The 20,558-nt window shown below is 74.2% G+C and carries 3 protein-coding genes; all 3 read left to right on the top strand.

Annotation, left to right across the window (positions count from 1 at the left end; translation table 11 throughout):
- The coding region (locus UW392_RS08035) for a type I polyketide synthase (protein ID WP_414495760.1) at positions 1 to 9,166 on the top strand (9,166 nt) is incomplete at its 5' end.
- 116 nt (positions 9,167 to 9,282) lie between these two features.
- Positions 9,283 to 15,822, top strand: coding sequence for a type I polyketide synthase (locus UW392_RS08030; RefSeq protein ID WP_320774184.1), 6,540 nt, complete (start codon positions 9,283 to 9,285; stop codon positions 15,820 to 15,822).
- Positions 15,823 to 15,891: 69 nt separating this feature from the next.
- On the top strand, positions 15,892 to 20,558 hold a 4,667-nt coding region (locus UW392_RS08025; RefSeq protein WP_414495762.1), incomplete at its 3' end, for a beta-ketoacyl synthase N-terminal-like domain-containing protein.

Raw genomic sequence — 20,558 nt, 5'->3', positions numbered from 1 at the left:
CGACCCCATCGAGGCCCAGGCGCTGCTCGACACGTACGGCAGGGACCGCCCCGAGGACAAGCCGCTGCTGCTCGGCTCGGTGAAGTCCAACATCGGTCACACCCAGGCCGCGGCCGGTGTCGCGGGCGTCATCAAGATGGTCGGGGCGATGCGGCACGGGGTGGTGCCGAAGACCTTGCACGTGAACGAGCCGACGCCGCATGTGGACTGGGCGGCGGGAGCGGTGGAGCTGGTCACCGAGAGCCGTGCGTGGCCGGAGACGGGGCGTCCGCGCCGGGCCGCCGTCTCTTCGTTCGGTATCAGCGGCACGAACGCGCATGTGGTTCTGGAGCAGGCGCCGGCCGATCCGGCGGTTGTTCCCGCGGACGTCTCCACCGTTGAGCCGCCGTCCGCCGTCGAGCCGTCGGTGGAGTCCGAGGGTGCTGTCGTGCCGTGGGTGCTGTCCGCGCGTTCCGCTGCCGGGCTGCGTGGGCAGGCCGCGCGGCTGCGGGAGTCCGCGGCCGTGGCGGAGGCGTCCGACGCGGACGTCGCCTGGTCGCTGCTCACCGCACGGTCCGCCATGGAGCACCGCGCTGTCGTGCTCGGCCAGAACCGTGCCGAGTTCCTGGCGGGCATCGAGGCCCTGGCCGCCGGAGAGCCGGCCGGGAACGTGGTGCGCGACGTCACCGCGGGCGTCCGCCGCTCGGCCCTGGTGTTCTCGGGTCAGGGCTCTCAGCGGGTCGGTATGGGGCGTGAGTTGGTGTCCCTGCCGGTGTTCGGTGAGGTGTTCGACGAGGTGTGCGGTGCTTTCGACGGATTGTCGGAGGTGCCGCTGCGTGAGGTGTTGTGGGCCGAGGAGGGATCGGATGCTGCGGCTCTGATCGATGAGACGGTGTATACGCAGACGGGCCTGTTCGCTTTTGAGGTGGCGCTGTTCCGGTTGCTGGAGCGGTGTGGGGTGCGCCCTGACTTCGTGATGGGCCATTCGGTGGGTGAGCTGGCTGCCGCGTATGTGGCGGGTGTGTGGTCGCTCGAGGACGCGGTGCGGGTGGTGGCTGCTCGTGGGCGTCTGATGCAGGCGTTGCCCGTGGGTGGGGTGATGGTGTCGCTGGAGGCGTCCGAGGAGCAGGCTCTGGGGTGGATCGCTGGGGCCGGGGTGGGTGGCTCGGTGTCGGTGGGTGCGGTCAACGGCCCGTCCTCGGTGGTTGTCTCGGGTGCCGAGGCGGCCGTCGGGAGGGTGGAGGAGCTGGCACGGGCTGCCGGGTGCCGGACCCGGAGGCTGCGGGTGAGCCAGGCGTTCCATTCGCCCTTGGTGGAGCCGGTGCTGGAGGAGTTCGCGGCGGTGCTGCGCGAGGTGTCCTTCAGCGAGCCGGGCACAGCTGTGGTGTCGAACGTGACCGGCCTGCTCGCTGAGGCGGGCGAGTTGGCTACGGTCGAGTACTGGGTGCGTCACGCCCGGGAGGCCGTGCGGTTCGGGGACGGTGTGGAGTGCCTGGTCGGTCGGGGCGTCACCGAGTTCGTCGAGGTCGGTCCCGAAGCGGTGCTCTCGGGCCTGGTGCAGGGTCGTGGTGAGGGTGTGGTCGCGATTCCCTCGGTGCGGGTGGGGCAGGGTGAGCTGGCCTCGTTCGTCCAGGGGCTGGCACGGCTGCATACACGGGGCACTCCCATCTCGTGGCCGGTGCTGCGCCCCGGACGCCGGGTCGCGTTGCCCACGTACGCCTTCGACCGGCAGCGCTACTGGCCCCGGCGCTCCGCACCGGCCGGTGTGGATGCGGCCATCGGGTCCGTGGGCCTCGAAACCACAGGACACCCGCTGCTCGGCGCCAGGGTCGGCCTGGCCGATGGTGACGGCGTGCTCCTCACCGGCAGGCTCTCGCCGGCGGAGCTGCCCTGGCTGGCCGACCACGCGGTGCTGGGCACCGTGCTCTTCCCCGGCGCGGGCTTCGTCGAGATGGCGCTGCGGGTCGGCGACGAGGTCGGCTGCGCCGTCGTCGAGGAACTCACGCTGCACGCCCCGCTGGTGCTTCCCGAAGGTGTCACCGCGCGGGTCCAGCTGACGGCGGACGACGCGGACGAGCAAGGACGTCGCTCCTTCGCGGTGTACGCGAGGACCGGCGACGCCGGAGCCTGGGTCACCCACGCCACTGGTGTGCTGTCCCCGGCCCAGGCGGCGCCGGATCCGCTCCCCGCATCCCAGGCGTGGCCGCCGGAGGGCGCCGTACCCGTTGAGGTGGACGGCCTCTACGACACGATGAGAGAGGGTGGCTTCGCCTACGGCCCCAGCTTCCAGGGGCTCACGGCGGCATGGCGCCGCGGTTCCGAGGTGTTCGCCGAGGTGCGGCTGCCCGAGGGCGGCGACGCGGGTGACGCGGGCGACTTCTGCCTGCACCCCGCGGTGCTCGACGCGGCCTTGCACGGAGTGTCCCTGCTGGAGGGCCCCGGCGACGGCGAGCCGCCGCGCGGCCTGCCGTTCGCCTGGGAAGGCGTGCGCCTGTACGCCACGGGTGCGGCCGCCGTACGTGTCAGTCTCGCCCCGGCGGGCACCGGCGGTGTCACGGTCACCATGACCGACGGTGCCGGGCTGCCGCTGGCCTCCGTCGACCATCTCGTCCTGCGCCCGGTGACCGGCGGCCGGCTGCGCGCCGCGCGCGGCCGCAACGACGCCCTGTACCGCACCGACTGGGCCGAGCTGCCCCCGGTCGCGGGCGACACCGCCCGGCCCGCCTGGGCCGTCATCGGTGACGAGGCCGCCGCGCTCACCCGCGCCGCGGACGTCGACAGCGAGGTGTACGGGAATCTCGCGGACCTCGCCGCGGCGATCGACGCGGGCACCGCCGTGCCGGAGACCGTCGTCGTCGCCTGCCCCGACTCCTCGGCCGACGTACCGGAGGCCACCAGGGCTGCCACCGTCTGGGCGCTGGAGACGGCTCAGGCCTGGCTGGACGACGACCGGTTCGCCCCGTCCCGGCTGCTGTTGCTCACCCGCAACGCGGCGACCCTCGCGGCGGACACCGACGGGCAGGGCCCCGATCCGGCGCACGCCGCGGCCCGCGGTCTGCTGCGCTCGGCCCAGTCCGAGCACCCCGACCGCATGGTGCAGCTCGACCTTCCGGCCGATCCCGCCGATGGCACGGCTGCGCTCCTGGTGCCGGGTCTGAGGACCGCCCTCGCGGCGGGCGAACCCGAACTGGTGCTCCGCGACGACGCGGTGTGGGCACCCCGACTCGCCCGCGTGGTCCCGGCTGCCCCCGCCGAGCAGACCGAGGACGAGGAGGCGCCGGTCCGGGACCCGAACGGAACCGTCCTCATCACCGGCGGCACCGGCGTCCTCGGCAGTGCCGTGGCCCGTCACCTGGCGGGCGAGCACGGCGTACGCCATCTGCTGCTGCTCGGCCGCCAGGGCCCGCAGGCCGCGGGTGCGCAGGAGCTCGTGGCCGAACTCGCCGCCCTCGGCGCCGAGGCCACGGTCGCCGCCTGCGACGTGGCGGACCGGGACAGCCTGGCCACCGTCCTCGGGGACATCCCCGCCGGCCGGCCACTGCGCGGCGTGGTCCACTCCGCGGGCGTCGTGGACGACGGCGTCATCTCCTCGCTGACCCCCGAGCGGATCGACACCGTGCTGCGGCCCAAGTCCCAGGCCGCCTGGAACCTGCACGAACTCACCGCAGACCTGGACTTCTTCGTCCTGTTCTCCTCCGCGGCCGGCATCCTCGGCGCGGCCGGCCAGGCGAACTACGCCGCGGCCAACACCTTCCTCGACGCCCTCGCCGAGCACCGCAGGGCCCAGGGGCTCACCGCGCACGCGCTGGCGTGGGGCCTGTGGGAGCAGCGCAGCACCATGTCGGGCGTCATGAGTGAGCGGGACCTCGCCCGCGCCTCCCGCGGCGGCATGTCGGCCCTGTCCGTCGAGGACGGCCTCACGCTGTTCGACGCGGCACTCACCGCGGGCGAACCGGTGCTCGTCCCGATGGCGTTCGACCCGGCCGCCGCCCGGGGTGAGGCCGCCGGGATCCCCCCGGTGTTGCGCGGCCTCGTCCGCGCCACCACCCGGCGGGCCACCGGCGCCGAACCCACCGGCGATCTCCGCCACCGGCTGCGCGCACTGTCCGCGGCCGCCCGCGAAGAGGCGCTGCTGCAGCTGGTGCTGCGGCACGTCACCGCCGCACTCGGCTACGCGCCCGACAGCGACCTGGACCCCGACCGGGCCTTCTCCGAGCTCGGATTCGACTCGCTCACCGCGGTGGACCTGCGCAACCAACTGGCCACGGCCACCGGGGTGCGGCTGCCCGCCACCCTCGTCTTCGACTACCCGACGCCGGTGGCGCTCGCCCGCCACCTGCGCGCCGAACTCGTCGGCGACGAAGCCGACGCAGCGGCCCCGGCCCTCGTGGCGCCGGTGGTGTCCGGGGAGGACGACCTGATCGCCATCATCGGCATGAGCTGCCGCTACCCCGGCGGTGTCCGTACACCCGAGGAGCTGTGGCAGCTGGTCGCCGAGGGCAGGGACGGTGTCACGCCGTTCCCGGAGGACCGCGGCTGGAACGTGCGCGAGCTCGTCGACCGGGACGGGCGGCGCGCCAACACCAGCTATGTCGGCGAGGGCGGATTCCTGCACGACGCCGCCGATTTCGACCCCGGGTTCTTCGGGATCTCGCCGCGGGAGGCGCTCGCCATGGACCCGCAGCAGCGGCTCCTCCTGGAGACCACCTGGGAGGCGTTCGAGTACGCGCACATCGACCCCGCATCCGTGCGCGGCAGCAGGGTCGGCGTGTTCGCCGGGCTCATGTACCACGACTACGCCGCCCGGCTGCACTCCGTCCCCGAGGAGCTCGCGGGCTTCCTCGGCAACGGCAGCACCGGCAGCATCGCGACCGGCCGTGTCTCGTACACGTTCGGGTTCGAGGGCCCCGCGGTGACGGTGGACACGGCGTGCTCGTCGTCGCTGGTGGCGCTGCACCAGGCGGTGCAGGCGCTGCGGCAGGGCGAGTGCACTCTGGCCCTGGCGGGCGGCGTCGCCGTGATGGCGACCCCGGACTCCTTCGTCGAGTTCAGCCGCCAGCAGGGCCTCGCGCCCGACGGCCGCTGCAAGTCCTTCGCGGCCGGCGCCGACGGCACCACCTGGTCGGAGGGCGTGGGCCTGCTCCTGGTGGAGCGGTTGTCGGACGCGCGGCGCAACGGGCACGAGGTGCTCGCGGTGGTGCGCGGTTCGGCGGTGAACCAGGACGGTGCGTCCAACGGTCTGACGGCGCCGAACGGTCCCTCGCAGCAGCGTGTGATCCGTCAGGCGCTGGCCAGTGCGGGTGTAGCGGCCGCCGAGGTCGACGTCGTCGAGGCGCACGGCACCGGCACCTCCCTGGGTGACCCGATCGAGGCGCAGGCCGTCCTCGCCACCTATGGCCAGGACCGCACCGGGGAACAGCCGCTCCTCATGGGTTCCCTGAAATCGAACATCGGTCATACGCAGGCTGCCGCGGGTGTCGCGGGCATCATCAAGATGGTCGAGGCGATGCGGCACGGTGTGGTGCCGAAGACGCTGCACGTGGACGAGCCGACGCCGCATGTGGACTGGTCCGCGGGCGCGGTGGAGCTGGTGACCGAGGAGCGGGAGTGGCCGGAGACCGGCCGTCCGCGCCGGGCCGCCGTCTCGTCGTTCGGCATCAGTGGTACGAACGCGCACGTCGTCCTGGAGCAGGCACCGGTGGAGCCGGCCGCCGCCGTGGACGACGAGCCGGCCGACCAGCCCGTGGCCGACGGCGTCGTGCCCTGGGCGCTCTCCGCCCGCTCCGCCACCGGGCTGCGCGGACAAGCCGCACGGCTGCGGGAGTTCGCGGCCGCCACGGAGGCGTCCGACACGGACATCGCCTGGTCGCTGCTGTCCGCACGGTCCGCCATGGAGCACCGCGCAGTGGTCACCGGCCGCACCCGCGAGGAGCTCCTGCGCGCCCTGGACGCCGTCATCTCCGGCGAGCCCGCCGCACACGCCGTCCTCGACCGCGCCAAGTCGGGACGGTCCATGGCCCTGATGTTCTCGGGCCAGGGTTCTCAGCGGGTCGGTATGGGACGCGAGTTGGTGGCGCTCCCTGGTTTCGGTGAGGTGTTCGAGGAGGTGTGCGGTGCCTTCGACCGGTTGTCGGAGGTGCCGTTGCGTGAGGTGTTGTGGGCCGAGGAGGGCTCGGACACCGCGTCTCTGATCGACGAGACGGTCTATACGCAGACGGGCCTGTTCGCCTTCGAGGTGGCGCTGTTCCGGCTGCTGGAGCGGTCGGGGGTCCGTCCCGACTACGTGATGGGCCACTCGGTGGGCGAGTTGGCCGCCGCTCATGTGGCGGGTGTGTGGTCGCTCGAGGACGCGGTCCGCGTGGTCGCTGCCCGCGGCCGTCTGATGCAGGCGCTGCCCGCCGGTGGCGTGATGGTCTCCCTGGAAGCCTCGGAGGAGCAGGCAGGGGAGTGGATCACGGAGGCCTCGGCTGGTGATCAGGTATCGCTCGGCGCGGTGAACGGGCCGTCGTCCTGCGTGATTTCGGGTGCCGAGGCCGCGGTCGGGCGGGTGGCCGAGCTGGCGCAGGCCGCCGGGTGCCGTACGCGCCGACTGCGGGTGACCCAGGCGTTCCACTCGCCGCTGGTGGAGCCGGTGCTGGAGGAGTTCGCCGCGGTTCTGCGTGAGGTGTCCTTCGACGAGCCGAGCATTCCCGTGGTGTCGAACGTGACCGGCGAGGTCGCCGGTACCGGTGAGCTGACGGACGTGGCGTACTGGGTGCGTCATGCCCGGGAGGCGGTGAGGTTCGCCGACGGTGTGGAGTGCCTGGTCGAGCGGGGCGTGACGGAGTTCGTGGAGGTCGGTCCCGAAGCCGTGCTCAGTGGTCTGGTGCAGGGCCGTGGTGAAGGCGTGGTCGCTGTTCCTTCGGTGCGGGTGAGTCAGGGTGAACTGGCTTCGTTCGTGCAGGGGTTGGCGCGGCTGTACAGCCGCGGCACCCGGGTGACCTGGCCGACGTTGCGTCCCGGACGCCGGGTCGACCTGCCCACGTACGCCTTCGACCGGCAGCGCTACTGGCTGGACGCCCCCGCCGCCGACGAGAAGCACACCTCCGAGGTCGACCAGGCCTTCTGGTCCGCGGTGGAGGGCGAGGACATGGACGTCCTGGCCCGCACCCTGGGCGTCGACGAGGAGGAGCGGCAGGCGCCGCTGCGACAGATCCTGCCGGTCCTCGCCGACTGGCGCCGCAGGTCCAGGGAGCGTTCGGACCTCGGCGAGCTCTGCTACGACGTGCACTGGCGCCCCGTCGCCGAGCCGGCCGCACAGCCGACCGGCACCTGGCTGCAGATCACCGCGGGCGGTGCGGTGGCCGCCGAGTGGGCCGCGGCCCTCGAACGGCAGGGCCTCGACATCGTGACCGTGGACGTCACCGCCGACCCGGCGGGCGCCGCGGACCCCGAAGCCCTCGCCGAGCGGCTCCGTGCCGCGCTCGAGGACACGTCCGTGCGCGGCGTGCTGTCCCTCCTCGCGCTGGCCGAGGGCCAGGCCGACGCCTGGCCGTTGGCCGCCACCCACGCGCTGGTGCGTGCCCTCGGCGATGCGGACGTAACGGCGCCCCTGTGGTGCGTCACCCGGGGCGCGGTCGCCGTCGCCGCCACCGAGGAGGCCCGGCCGGACCAGGCTCAGGTCTGGGGCCTCGGCCGTGTGGCGGCCCTGGAGCACCCGGAGCGCTGGGGCGGTCTCGTCGACCTGCCCGAGGAGTTCGGGGCGAGGGACGCCGCACGGCTGGGTGCCGTCCTGGCCGGGACCACCGGCGAGGACCAGGTGGCGCTGCGCGTCGGCGGCCTCCTCGCCCGGCGGCTGCGCAGCGCCCCGCTCGCGGTCACGGCGGGGGACGATGCCTGGACCCCGCGCGGCGCGGTCCTGGTCACCGGAGGCACCGGCGCCCTGGGCGCCCACGTGGCCCGCTGGCTGGCGCGCTCGGGCGCGGAGCACCTGGTGCTCACCAGCCGCAGGGGCCGCGAGGCCCCCGAGGCCGCGGCCCTGGAAGCCGAACTGACCGGCCTGGGCGCCAGGGTGACCATCGCCGCGTGCGACGTCGCCGACCGCGGCGCGCTGGACGCGCTGCTCGACGAGCTCGCCGCCGACGGCGTGCGCGTCACGTCGGTGCTGCACACCGCGGGCGTCGCCCAGTCCAGCCGCATCGACGAGACGGAAGCGCACGACGTGACCGCCATCAGCGCGGGCAAGGCCGACGGCGCACGCCACCTCGACGAGGCTTTCGCCGACACGGAGTTGGACGCGTTCGTGCTGTTCTCCTCCACCGCCGGCGTCTGGGGCGGTGCGGGACAGGGTGCCTACGGAGCCGCCAACGCCTACCTCGACGCGCTCGCCCAACGGCGCAGGGCGCGCGGCGCCGTCGCCACCTCGGTGGCGTGGGGGCCGTGGGGCGAGGGCGGCATGGCGGCCCAGGGCGACGCCGAGGCGCACCTGCGCCGACGCGGCGTGCGGGCGCTCGCACCCGACACTGCGCTGGCCCTGCTCCGGCACGCGATCGACCAGCGGGTGACCTGCCTGACGGTGGCCGACGTCGAGTGGGAGAAGTTCGCCCTGTCGTACACCTCGACGAGGCCCAGCACCCTGCTCTCCGACATCCCCGAGGCCGTGCGGGCGCAGGCACCTGCCGAGCCCGCCGAGGACGGAGCCGCCGAGCTCGTCCGACGCCTTTCCGGGCTCTCCGGCGCCGAGCGGCAGCAGGCGCTCACCGAGCTGGTGCGTACGCACGCGGCGGCCGTGCTCGGACACACGGGGATCGCGGCGGTCGAGGCGGACAAGCCGTTCCGCGACGTGGGCTTCGACTCGCTCGCGGCGGTCGAATTCCGCAACCGGCTGACCGGGGCCACCGGGCTCGCCCTGTCGGCCACCTCGATCTTCGACTACCCCACCCCGGCCGAGCTCGCGGAGCACCTGCGCTCCGAACTGGGCGAGGACGAACTGTCGGAGAAGTCCGTGCTCGCCGAGATCGACCGTCTCGAGGGCAGGCTCGCCGCGGTCGCGGCGCAGGCCGCCCCCTCACCGGACGTCCTGGCCAGGCTGACGGCCCTGGTGGAGCGCTGGTCCTCGGACGCGCCCCGCGAGGCGGCGGCCGAGCACCTGCGGTCCGCGTCGCGCGACGAGGTCTTCGACTTCATCGAGAACGAGCTGGGCCTGTGAACGACAGCAGGCCCGGCGGCACCAACGAGCCGGCGCACACCGGCGGTACCGCGCGCACGAGCGGCGAGCGGCAAGGCGTAAGGCGGCGAGACACACGAATGGGATCGGGATCCACCATGGATGAGGACAAGACCCTCGACTACCTCAAGCGGGTCAGCGCCGACCTGCACAAGGTCCGCGGCCGGCTGCGCGAGGTCGAGGACGCCGAGCGGGAGCCCATCGCCATCGTGGGGATGGGCTGCCGGTTCCCCGGCGGCGTCCGCTCCCCCGAGGAGCTGTGGAAGCTGGTGCTCCAGGGGGCCGACGGCGTCGGCGAGTTCCCCACGGACCGCGGCTGGGACCTGGCCGCGCTCTTCGAGGGCGGCCCCGGTCAGGAGGCAGGATCGGCCACCCGCGCCGCTGCGTTCCTGCACGACGCCCCTGACTTCGACGCGGACTTCTTCGGGATCTCGCCGCGCGAGGCCCTGGCCATGGATCCGCAGCAGCGCCTCCTCCTGGAGACCTCCTGGGAGGCCATCGAGCGGGCCGGGATCGATTCCAGGGCGCTGCGCGGCAGCAGGACCGGTGTGTTCGTCGGCACCAACGGCCAGGACTACGCCACCCTGATGCTCGGCAACAACCAGCCCGAGCTGGCCGGCTTCATGGGCATCGGCAACGCCGCGAGCGTCGCCTCCGGCCGCATCGCCTACACCTTCGGCTTCGAGGGCCCGGCGCTCACCATCGACACGGCCTGCTCGTCCTCCCTGGTCGCGCTGCACCTGGCCGCGCACGCACTGCGCAAGGGCGAGTGCACGATGGCCCTCGCGGGCGGCGTGACGATCATGTCGACGCCCAGCATGTTCACCGAGTTCACCAAGCAGCAGGGCCTCGCCTTGGACGGCCGCGTCAAGGCGTTCGCCGCCGCGGCCGACGGCACCGCCTGGGGCGAGGGAGTCGGCGTACTGCTCGTCGAACGGCTCTCCGACGCCCGCCGCAACGGACACCGCGTCCTCGCCGTGCTGCGCGGCTCCGCCGTCAACCAGGACGGCGCGTCCAACGGATTGACCGCGCCCAACGGTCCCGCGCAGCAGCGCGTCATCCGCCAGGCGCTCGGCACCGCCCGTCTGGCGGCCGCCGAGGTCGACGTCGTCGAGGCGCACGGTACCGGCACCACGCTCGGCGACCCGATCGAGGCCCAGGCCCTGCTCGCCACGTACGGCCAGGACCGCCCCGAAGGCCGCCCGCTGCTGCTCGGTTCCGTGAAGTCCAACATCGGCCACACGGCGGCCGCCGCGGGCGTGGCCGGCGTCATCAAGACCGTGCTCGCCCTCCAGCACGGCATCGTGCCGCCAACCCTGAACGTGGACGAGCCCACCCCGCACGTCGACTGGAGAACGGGCGACGTCCGCCTCGTCACCGAGGTCACCGACTGGCCGAGCACCGGGCAGCCGCGCCGCGCGGGCGTCTCCGCGTTCGGCGTGAGCGGAACCAACGCCCACGTGATCTTGGAGCAGTTCCAGGACGAGGTCGTCGAGGCCGATTCCGCCGCAGTACCTCCCGGAACACCCGCGCCGCTCGCCGCGCACGGCGCCACCGTGCCGTGGGTCGTCTCGGGCCACACCCCTGGTGCACTGCGTGAACAGGCGTCCCGGCTGCACGGGTTCGCCGCCGACCCCGCCGTGGACGTCCTCGGCACCGGCCGCGCGCTCGCTCTGCACCGCACCGCGTTGCGGCACCGTGCCGTCGTCCTGTCGGGGGAGCGGGACGGTCTGCTGTCCGGCCTCGACGCCGTCGCCGGACAGGAGACCTCCGCGCACGTCGTGACGGGCGAGGCCACCTCGTCCGACGCCAAGGTGGTGTTCGTCTTCCCCGGCCAGGGCTCCCAGTGGACGGGCATGGCCGTCGACCTCATGGCCGCGTCCCCGGTGTTCGCCGAGGCCATGCGCGAGTGCGCCGACGCGCTGGCCCAACACCTCGACTGGGACCCGGTCGAACTGCTGCGCAGTGGCGAGAAGCTGGAGCGCGACGACGTCGTCCAGCCCGTGCTGTGGTCCGTCATGGTCTCCCTCGCGCGGCTGTGGCGCTCCCTGGGCGTCGTGCCCGCCGCTGTCGTCGGCCACTCGCAGGGCGAGATCGCCGCCGCCTGCGCGGCCGGTGCGCTGTCGCTGGCGGACGGCGCCCGCCTCGTGGCCCTGCGCAGCCGGGTGTTCAACGAGCACCTGTCGGGCAAGGGCGCCATGTACTCGCTCTCCGCGACGCCCGAGCAGGCCGCCGCGCTCATCGGGGGCCGGGCCGGAGTGTGGATCGCCTCGGCCAACGGCCCCGAGTCCACCGTCGTGGCCGGCGACCTCGACGCGCTCGCCGAGGTGACCGCCGAGGCCGAGGCCGCCGGGCTGCGGCCGCGGAAGGTCGGCATCGAGTACGCGTCCCACACCCCGCACACCGAGCGGGTGCGCGAACAGCTCCTCGACCTGGCCGCGCCGGTCGCCCCGCGCGCCGGGGACACCCCGATGTACTCGACCGTCACCGCCGGGCCCGTGCCCGGCGAGACGCTCGACGCCGAGTACTGGTACCGCAACCTGCGCGAGCCCGTCCGCTTCCACGAGACCGTCCAGCTGCTCCTGGACGAGGGCAACACCGCCTTCCTGGAGGTCAGCCCGCACCCGGTCCTGATGACCGCGGTCCAGGACACGGTCGCGAACCAGCCGGCAGGCGCCCGCGCCGCCACCGTCACCGGCACCCTGCGCAGGAACGACGGCGGCACCCGCAGGCTCCTGACCTCCCTGGCCCAGCTGTGGACCGGCGGCGTCCACGTCGACTGGGGCGCGGTGTACGGCACCGACGCCACCGGCGTCGTCGACCTGCCCACCTACGCCTTTCAGCGCCGCCGCTACTGGCTCCCCGCGGGTACCGGCGGCGCGGCCGACGTCTCCGGCGCCGGGCTCTCCCTCGTGGGGCACCCGCTGCTGTCCGCGGGCGTCGAGGCCGCCGACGGCGACCGCTACGTACTCACCGGCAGGATCTCCACCCGCACCCATCCCTGGCTCGCCGACCACCAGGTCCTCGGCCGGGTCCTCGTGCCCGGTACCGCTCTGGTCGAACTCGCCCTGCGTGCGGGCGAGTACGTGGGGTGTGACCAGGTCGCCGAACTCGTTTTGGAGAGTCCGCTGGCCCTGGCCGCCGAAGGACCCGGCGCCGACGTCCAGGTCACCGTCGGCGAGGCCGACCAGGCCGGTGCCCGTCAGGTGCGGATCTTCTCCCGCCCCGCCGGTGCCGACGGTGGCGCGCAGGAGTGGACGGGCCACGCCAGTGGCACCCTGACCGCGGAGCCCGCCGCCGCGCCCGTGGCCGAGCAGTCCGCCTGGCCGCCGGCCGACGCCACGCCGGTTCCGGTCGAGGGCCTGTACGAGCGGCTGACCGAGTGGGGCTACGCCTACGGCCCCGTCTTCCAGGGGCTGCGCGCCCTGTGGCGGCGCGGCGACGAACTCCTCGCCGAGGTCGCCCTGGACGAGCGGGGCGGCGCGGACGCAGCCCGCTTCGGCGTGCACCCGGCGCTGGTCGACGCGGCCCTGCACAGCCAGATCGCCACCGCCCTCGACCAGGACAGCGGTGTCGAGCCGAGGCTGCCGTTCTCCTTCGGTGGGGTACGCCTGCATGCCACCGGAGCCACCGCGGCCCGCGTCCGGCTCACCCCGAATGCTGCCGGCTCGCTGTCCCTGACGATGACCGACTCCGCGGGCCTGCCCGTGCTCACTGTCGACGAGCTCACCTCGCGGCCCGTGGCTGATGCCGACGTCCGCGAACGGCCGCGCGTGGACGGCTTGTTCCACCTCGACTGGGTCCCGTTGCCCGAGGCCCCCGCACAGTCCGGGCAGAGCCCGGCCGTGCTCGGGAGCGCGGCCGACCTAGCCGGAGGCGCCGAGGGAGCCGTCCGGTTCGCCGACCTCGCCGCGCTCCAGGAGACCGTACGCACCGGTGAGGAACTGCCCGGCGTGGTGTTGCTGCCCGTGCCCGCGGGCGGCGACGACACCTTGGCCGCCACCCGCGAGGTGACCGGTGCCGTCCTCGACGCGCTGCAGGCCTGGCTCGCCGCCGAGGAGACCGTGGCCGCCACCCTCGCGGTCGTCACCCGTGGCGGAGCCGCCGCGGTGCCCGGTGACAGCACCGACCCGGTGCAGTCCGCGGTCCGCGGCGTGGTGCGCTCGGCCTGCTCCGAGAATCCCGGCAGGATCGTCCAGATCGACCTGGACGGCGACGCCCGCTCGGCCGCCGCCCTGCCCGCCACCGTCGCCGCCGCCGTGGCCGCGGGGGAGACGGAGAGCGTGGTGCGCGCGGGCGCCCCGCTGGTGCCCCGGCTCGCCCGCGTGGTGCCCGCAGACACCCTCGTCCCGCCCGCCGACGGCGCGTGGAGCCTCGACGTGGACGGCAGCGGCACCCTCGAAGGACTGCGGCTCGTGTCATGCCCAGCGGCCGAGGCGCCGCTGGCCGACGGCCAGGTGCGCGTCGAGGTCCGGGCGACCGGCGTGAACTTCCGCGACGTCCTGCTCGCCCTCGGCGTGGTCGACGTCGCCAAGTCCTTCACCGAGATGGCCTTCGGCTCCGAGGGCGCGGGCTTCGTCACCGAGGTCGGCCCCGGCGTCACCGGCGTTCGTGTCGGCGACCGCGTCATGGGCCTGTTGTCCGGCTCGTACGCGGGACCGCTGGCCGTCACCGACGCCCGCACCATCGCGCCGGTTCCCACCGGGTGGTCGTTCGCCCAGGCCGCCGCCGTGCCCACCGTGTTCCTCACGGCCTACTACGCGCTGCAGGACCTCGCCCGCGTCAAGGAGGGCGAGTCGCTGCTCGTCCACGCCGCGGCCGGCGGCGTCGGCATGGCCGCCGTCCAGCTCGCACGCCACTGGGGCATCGAGGTGTACGCCACCGCCAGCGAGCCCAAGTGGCCGACCGTGCGCGCCTCCGGCATCCCCGCCGAACGCCTCGCCTCCTCGCGCACCCTGGACTTCGCCGAGACCTTCCGCGCCGCGAGCGGCGGCCGGGGCGTCGACGTCGTCCTCAACTGCCTGGCCCGGGAGTTCACCGACGCCTCGCTCGACCTCCTGGTACCCGAGGGCCGGTTCATCGAGATGGGCAAGACCGACATCCGTGAGCCGGAGGCCGTCAACGCCTCCTGGCCCGGCACGTTCTACCGCTCCTTCGACCTCGGCGAGGCGGGCGCCGAGCGCATCGGCGAGATGCTCACCCACCTCGCGCAGCTCTTCGAGGAGGGCGTGCTCTCCCCGCTGCCGGTGACCACCTGGGACACCCGCCGGGCGCCCGAGGCCTTCCGCTACCTCAGCCAGGCCAAGCACGTCGGCAAGGTCGCCCTCACCATTCCCACGGCGACCCTGGACGGCACCGTCCTGGTCACCGGCGGCACCGGCTCCATCGGCGCCTCCGTGGCCCGGCACCTGGCCGAGCGGTACGGCGTCAGGGACCTGGTGCTCACCAGCCGCCGCGGCCCCGAGGCGCCCGGTGCCGCCGAACTCCTCGCGGAGCTCGCCGGACTCGGCGCCACCGCCCGCGTCGTGGCCTGCGACGCCGCCGAACGAGCCGACCTCGTACGCCTGTTGGACGGCATCGACGACCTGCGGGGCGTGGTGCATGCCGCGGGCGTCATCGACGACGGAGTGATCACGGCCCTGAACCGCGAGCGGTTCGACACGGTGCTGCGCCCCAAGGCCGACGCCGCCTGGCACCTGCACGAGCTCACCCGCGACAAGGACCTCGCCCTGTTCGCCTTGTTCTCCTCCGCCTCCGGAGTGTTCGGCGCGCCCGGCCAGGCCAACTACGCCGCGGCCAACGCCTTCCTGGACGGCCTCGCGCACCACCGCCGTCGCCTCGGACTGCCCGCACAGTCCCTGTCCTGGGGGCTGTGGGCGCAGACCAGCGGCATCACCGGCGAGCTCGACCAGGCCGACCTCGACCGGATGGCGCGTACCGGTGTCCGCGCCCTGTCCACCGCCGACGGTCTCGCCCTCTTCGACGCCGCCACCGGCGACAACCACACCCACACCGTCCCCGTGCAGCTGGATCCCTCCCGGTTCACCGGCGACGTCGCGCCCCTGCTGCGCGGCCTGGTCAAGGCCCCCGCCAAGCGGACGGTGTCCGCCGCCGCGGACACCGGGGCAGGGGGCGGGTTCGCCGAGCGACTGGCGCGGCTGTCCCCGAAGGAGTGCGAGGAGCTGCTCATCGAGGAGGTGCGCCGGCAGGCCTCGGTGGTCCTCGGCCACGAGGACATCGAGACCGTGGGCGCCGAGCGGCCGTTCAAGAACCTCGGCTTCGACTCGCTCACCACCGTCGAGCTGCGTAACCGGCTCAACGCCGCCACCGGTCTGCGGCTCTCGGTCACCGTGCTGTTCGACCACCCCACGCCCGCGGCCGTCGCAGCCCACCTCAAGCAGCAACTGCTTCCGGAGATCGACCCGGCCGCGCTCGCCGCGAGCCGGCTCACCGCCCTGGAGGCGCTGCTCGACGAGGTCACCGAGGACGACCCGAGGCGCGCGAACCTCACCGTGCGGCTGCGGTCGGTACTCGCGAAGTGGACCGGGAGCGAGGCCGTGAGCGACTCGGCCAGTCTGACCGACGTGACCGACGCGGAACTCTTCGAGCTCATGGACAACAGGCCATGGTCCAGCTGACCGGCAGGCGGGCCACCCCGCCGCCATGCGAATCCACCTGCTGACTGAATCCGCCGGACCGGAAGAGGACTGATGTCGAACGAGCAGAAGCTCCGCGAGTACCTGAAGCAGGCGGTCGCCGACGCCCGCGACTCCTACACACGGCTGCGCGCCGTCGAGGAGGCCGCCCGTGAGCCGCTCGCCGTCATCGGCATGAGCTGCCGGTTCCCCGGTGGGGTGCGGACCCCCGAGGACCTGTGGGAGCTGGTCGCCGAAGGGCGCGTGGGCATCGCGGACTTCCCCGCGGACCGCGGGTGGGATCTGGGGGCCCTCTACGACCCGGAGGGACTGCGCCCGCGCAGCTCGTACATCCGCAAGGGCGGGTTCATCGACGGCGCCGCGGACTTCGACGCCGAGTTCTTCGAGATATCCCCGCGCGAGGCCCTCGCCATGGACCCGCAGCAGCGGGTACTCATGGAGGCCTCCTGGGAGGCGTTCGAGCGGGCCGGGATCGACCCGGGCACGCTGCGCGGCGAGAGCGCGGGGGTCTTCGTCGGCGGCGTCCTGTCCGGCTACGGCTCGAACGTGGACACCACGCAGGACAGTGAGGGCTACCTGCTGACCGGCAGCGCCTCCAGCATCTTCTCCGGCCGCCTCTCCTACTCGTACGGGTTCGAGGGGCCCGCCGTCACCGTCGACACCGCCTGTTCCTCCTCGCTGACCGCGCTGCACCTCGCCGCGCAGTCGCTGCGCAGCAAGGAGAGCTCGTTGGCCGTGGTGGGCGGCGTGATGGTGATGGCGACGCCGGCCGCCTTCACCGAGTTCAGCAAGCAGCGCGGGCTTTCCCAGGACGGCCGTGTCAAGGCCTTCGCGGCCGCGGCCGACGGCACCGCCTGGGGCGAGGGCGTCGGCGTGCTGCTCGTCGAGCGGCTCTCGGACGCCCGCCGCAACGGCCACCGCGTCCTGTCCGTCATCCGCGGTTCCGCGGTCAACCAGGACGGCGCGTCCAACGGCCTGACGGCGCCCAACGGGCCCTCGCAGCAGCGGGTCATCCGGCAGGCGCTCGCCAACGCGGGCCTCGCCGCGTCCGACGTGGACGTGGTGGAGGCGCACGGCACCGGCACGACCCTGGGCGACCCGATCGAGGCCCAGGCGCTGCTCGCCACGTACGGCCAGGACCGCCCCGCGGACAAGCCGCTGCTGCTCGGCTCGGTGAAGTCCAACATCGGCCACACACAGTCGGCGGCCGGCGTCGCGGGCGTCATCAAGATGGTGCTCGCCCTGCAGCACGGCGTGGTGCCGCCCACCCTGAACGTGGACGAGCCCACCCCGCACGTCGACTGGACGGCGGGCGCCGTCGAGCTGGTGACCGAGGCCGTCGCCTGGCCCGAGACGGGCAGGCCGCGGCGTGCCGCGGTGTCCTCGTTCGGCATCAGCGGCACCAACGCCCACGTCATCCTCGAGCAGGCCCCCGAGCGCGAGGAACTGGAGGCGTCGGGGAGCGACGAGCCCTCCGCGGGCGACGCGGCGACCCCGGTCCTCACCGGCGTCGCGGGGCCCTGGCCGCTGTCCGCCAAGAACGACGCCGCGCTGCACGGCCAGGGCGCCCGGCTGCGCACCTTCCTCGCCGCCGCCGACGCCCCCGACGCGGACGCCGTCGCCGCCGCGCTGGTCCGCACCCGTGCCTCCTTCGCCCACCGCGCCGTCGTCTTCGGCGACGAGCGCCCCGCGGCCCTCGCCGCGCTCGCCGACGGCACGGCGGACGCGCCCGGCCTGGTGCACGGCACCGCACGCGCCGGCGCCAAGGTCGCCTTCGTCTTCCCCGGCCAGGGCGCCCAGTGGACCGGCATGGCCACCGGACTGCTCAAGTCCTCGCCGGTCTTCGCCGACGCCCTGCGCGCGTGCGCCGACGCGCTCGCGCCGCACACCGACTGGCGGCTGCTCGACGTCCTCGGGGACGAAGGGGCCCTGAAGCGCGTCGACGTGGTGCAGCCCGCGCTGTGGGCCGTCATGGTCTCCCTCGCCAGGGTCTGGCAGGCCGCGGGCGTCACCCCCGACGTCGTGGCGGGCCACTCGCAGGGCGAGATCGCCGCCGCCTGCGCCGCCGGCATCCTCTCGCTGGAGGACGGTGCGCGCCTGGTCGCGCTGCGCAGCCGCACCATCGCCGAGGACCTCGCGGGCCAGGGCGGCATGGTCTCCCTCGCCGCCTCCGCCGAGCGCGCCGCCGAACTCATCGACGGACGCGAGGGCGTGTGGGTGGCCGCCGTCAACGGCCCCGGCGCGACCGTCGTCGCCGGCGCCCCCGAGGCGCTCGCCGAGGTCTCCGAGGCCGCCGAGGCCGCGGGCGTCCGTGCCCGCACCATCCCGGTCGACTACGCCTCCCACACCCCGCACGTCGAGAGCATCCGCGACCGGCTCCTCCAGGTCGCCGAGCCGGTCGCGCCCCGTGCGGGGACCGTGCCGATGCACTCGTCGGTGACCGTGGAACCGCTCACGGAGGGCCAGGCCGACGCCCGGTACTGGTACCGGAACCTGCGCGAGCCCGTGCGGTTCGCCGAGACGGTCACCGCGCTCCTGGACGGCGGCATCGACACGTTCGTCGAGATCAGCCCGCACCCGGTGATCGCCCCCGCCATCGAGGACCTCGCGGCCGCCGTGGGCCGCGACGACGTGGTCGTCTCCGGGACGCTCCGCCGCGACCAGGACGAGAGCACCGCCCTGACCCGCGCCGCCGCCACGCTGTGGACCCGCGGCGCCGACATCCACTGGGACACCTTCCTGGACGGCGCGGCCGCCGCGTCCACGGCCGACCTGACCGAGGCGGCCGAGCTGCCGACGTACCCCTTCCAGCGGCGCCGCTTCTGGATGGAGGGCCCCGCGAACACCGGGGACGCCGCGGGCATCGGGCTCGACCCCGTCGCCCACCCGCTGCTCGCCGCCGCCACGATCCCCGCCGAGTCCGGCGCGGCCGTCTTCACGGGCAGGATCTCCCTGCCGACCCACCCCTGGCTGGCCGACCACGCACTCATGGAGACCGTGCTCCTGCCGGGCACCGCCTTCCTCGAACTCGCGCTCGCCGCGGGCCGGGAGAGCGGCTGCGGCCGGGTGCGGGAGCTCACCCTGGAGCGCCCCCTCACCCTCACCGCGGACACCGGCGTCACCCTTCAGGTCCAGGTCGCCGAGGCGGACGAGTCGGGCGCGCGGACCGCCACCATCCACTCCCGGACCGGCACCGCCGACCAGGCGGATCCCGCCGAGTGGATCCGGCACGCCACCGCCATCCTGACGGCTGAACAGCCACAGCAGCCGGAAGAGTTCACCGGCCTCCAGGGCGCCTGGCCGCCCGCCGGTGCCGCCTCCGTCGAGATGGGCGACTTCTACGGCGCGCTGTTCGAGCGCGGCTACGAGTACGGCCCCGCCTTCCAGGGCCTGCAGTCCGTCTGGCGCCGCGGCGACGAGGTGTTCGCCGAAGTGGCCCTGCCCGAAGAGGCGGCCGCCGACTCCTTCCTCGCCCACCCCGCCCTCCTCGACGCCGCCCTCCACGCCATGGGCCCGGGCGGTCTCTTCGGCGTCGAGGACACCGTGCGCCTGCCGTTCGCCTGGTCCGGCGTACAGACCTGGACCGACGGCGCCACCTCGCTGCGCGTCCGCCTGACCGCGGCCGGAGGAGACGGCGTACGGCTGCTGGCCACGGACGCCGCGGGCACGCCCGTCGCCTCCGTGGACGAGCTGGTCCTGCGCCCGCTCTCCGCCGCCGACGTGCGCGCGGTCCCCAACCGGTCGCTGTACGTCCCGCGCTGGGACGCCTGGCGGCCCGCGACCTCCGCGGCACCGCGCACCGCCCTCTGGAACCCGGGCGTCCCGCTCGCCGAGGTCCTCGCGGACGACTCCGAGCTGGTCCTGCTCGACTGCACGGGCCAGGGCCTGCCCGCCGCCGCGGACGTACCGGCCGCGGCCCACGCCCTGACCGGCGCCGTGCTGGCCCGGGTCCAGGAGTGGCTCGCCCAGGAGAGGCCCGCGCGGGCCCGGCTCGCCGTGCTGACCCGTGGCGCCGTCGGTATCGCGCCCGGGGAACTGCCCGACCCGGTGCAGGCCCCCGTACACGGACTGCTGCGCTCCGCCCAGTCCGAACACCCGGACCGTTTCCTGCTGGTGGACACCGACGGCGAGCCCGCCGACGCGTCCCCCGCCGTCCTGGCCGCCGCCGTGACCGAGGGCGAACCGGAGATCGCACTGCGCGCGGACACCGCGTTCGTCCCGCTGCTCACCCGCCCCGACGCCGCTGCCGCTTCCGGCGGTGGTGTGTCGTGGTCGGGCGAGGGTTCGGTGCTGGTGACGGGCGGCACGGGCGTGGTGGGTGCCGCGGTGGCGCGGCACCTGGTCGCCGTGCACGGCGTGCGTGACCTGGTACTGGTCAGCCGGCGCGGTGAACTGGCGCCGGGAGCCCGTGGGCTGGTGGACCAGCTGGTCGAGCTGGGTGCCGAGGCGCGGGTGGTGGCCTGTGACGTGGCCGACCGTGCGGCGGTGGAGGGGTTGTTGGCGGGGCTCCCGGATCTACGTGGTGTCGTGCACGCGGCGGGTGCGGTGGACGACGGTGTGGTGACGGGTCTGACTGCGGAGCGGTTGGAGTCGGTGCTGCGGCCGAAGGTGGATGCCGCGTGGTATCTGCATGAGGCGACGCGTGGTCGTGAGCTGGAGCTGTTCGTGCTGTTCTCGTCGGCGGCCGGTGTGTTCGGTTCGCCGGGTCAGGGCAACTA

The sequence above is a fragment of the Streptomyces sp. CRN 30 genome, from assembly GCF_034105845.1.
This window is presented reverse-complemented; position numbering and strand designations above follow the sequence as displayed.

What these genes read in the sequence shown, in the direction of transcription:
- UW392_RS08030 (WP_320774184.1), top strand. Translation starts at nt 9,283, where the DNA reads ATGGATGAGGACAAGACCCTCGACTACCTCAAGCGGGTCAGCGCCGAC.